This is a genomic window from bacterium (assembly GCA_030693325.1).
Lineage (GTDB): Bacteria > Patescibacteriota > Minisyncoccia > UBA6257 > MFKM01 > MFKM01.
In genome coordinates this window covers 1-1607 of the sequence record JAUYAV010000008.1, presented here as the reverse complement: position 1 = coordinate 1607, position 1607 = coordinate 1, and the positions used below count along the sequence as shown (strand labels likewise).

Sequence of the window (1607 nt, the reverse complement as noted above, 5' to 3'; positions counted from 1 at the left end):
GCCTTGTCGCCGAGAACCGAGCAATGATATTTGATTTCCGGTAAGCCGCCCAATCTTTTGACAATGTCTTGCGGTTTTATTTTTCTGGCTTTTTCCACTTTCATTCCGCCTTTTTCAGTGAGCATCACCGAAAGCATGGAGGTGGAGCCGATAGCCGCCCCACAGCCAAAACACCTCCAGCGGCATTGTTTTATTATTTCGGTTTTGGGATCAATCCAAAGCCAAAAACGCATCACATCGCCGCAGGCCGGCGAGCCAACCATTCCGGAAGCGTTAAATTTGAATTTCTTTTCCTCTTCCGGTTTCATAAAATTATGAGGATTAAAGAAATGCTCTTTGACGATTTTGCTGTAAACCCAAGGCATTTGAGCCCGGCCGATAATATCTGATTTTATTTTTTTGGATTTTGTCATATTGTTATAAATTTTCAACTAAATTTTTAAATTAATCGGTGAAAGTTCCCGAAGTTTTTTAACGACTTGGGGTAAAATTTTCAGGACATAATCAATGTCTTTTTTTGTCGTTTCTCTGCCCAAAGTCAATCGTAAACTGCCGTGGATGATTTCGCGAGGCAAGCCGATGGCCTGAAGAACGTGCGAGGGCTGAAGCGTCTGGGAATGGCAGGCCGAGCCGGTGGAGGCGCAGATGCCGTATTGGTCAAGATGCAAAAGCAGGGCTTCGCCTTCAATATCTAATATAGTGATATTGACGTTGTTAGGTAATCTTTTTTCGGGATGGCCGTTAAGAAAAGTTTTGGGAATGGTTTTTAAAATTCTTTCAGTCAAGTTTTTGGAAAGTTTTTCCAGGCGCTGGAATTCTTTTTTTCTGTTTTTTTGGGCCAGCTCCAGGGCTTTGGCTAAGCCGATATAAGACGGGACATTTTCGGTGCCGGAACGCAATCCTTTTTCCTGGCCGCCGCCGAAAATTATCGGCGTAAGCGGAGTGCCGGCGCGGACATACAAAATCGCGCTGCCTTTTGGACCGTAAATTTTGGAGCCGTTGAGCGTTAAAAGATCAACGCCTAATTTTTCTACGTTTAAATCCAGATAGCCGGCGGCTTGGCAGGCATCGGTGTGAAAATAAATTTTGGGAAGATTTTTAGATTTTCTTTCCTGATTGATTTTTTTTAATAATTTTCCGATTAGGGCGATTGGTTCAATAGTGCCGATTTCATTATTGGCGTACATCACCGAAACCAGAATCGTTTCCGGCTTAACGGCTTTTTTGATTTGCTCTGCAGTAATCAAACCATATTTATCAACCGGCAGAGCGCTGACATCAAATCCTTCTTCTTCCAAAGCAAAGGCGGAATTTAAAACCGCGGGATGCTCAATTTTTGTCGTTATAATATGCCCGGGCTTTTTAAGTTTTTTTTGAACAGACCGGCTTAATCCCAAAATAGCCAAATTGGCGCTTTCGGTGCCGCCGGCGGTAAAAATAATTTCTGTTTCTGTGGCGCCCAGGATTTTAGCTATTTTTTGTCGGGCTTGGCTTAAGGCGATTTTGGCTTTTATGCCAGTTTGGTATATACTTGAGGGATTGCCGAAATTTTCCGACCAAAACGGGTCCATCGCCTTTTTTACTTCCGGGGCTAAAGGCGTGGTGGC

Annotated in this window: 2 protein-coding genes; both read right to left on the bottom strand. The window is 43.6% G+C overall.

Annotation, left to right across the window (positions count from 1 at the left end; translation table 11 throughout):
* The coding region (locus tag Q8N22_00590) for an iron-sulfur cluster assembly scaffold protein (GenBank protein ID MDP3052439.1) at nucleotides 1–413 on the bottom strand (413 nt) is incomplete at its 3' end.
* Nucleotides 414–431: 18 nt separating this feature from the next.
* Nucleotides 432–1607, bottom strand: a 1176-nt coding sequence (locus Q8N22_00585; GenBank protein MDP3052438.1) for a cysteine desulfurase family protein, incomplete at its 5' end; no start/stop codon positions are given.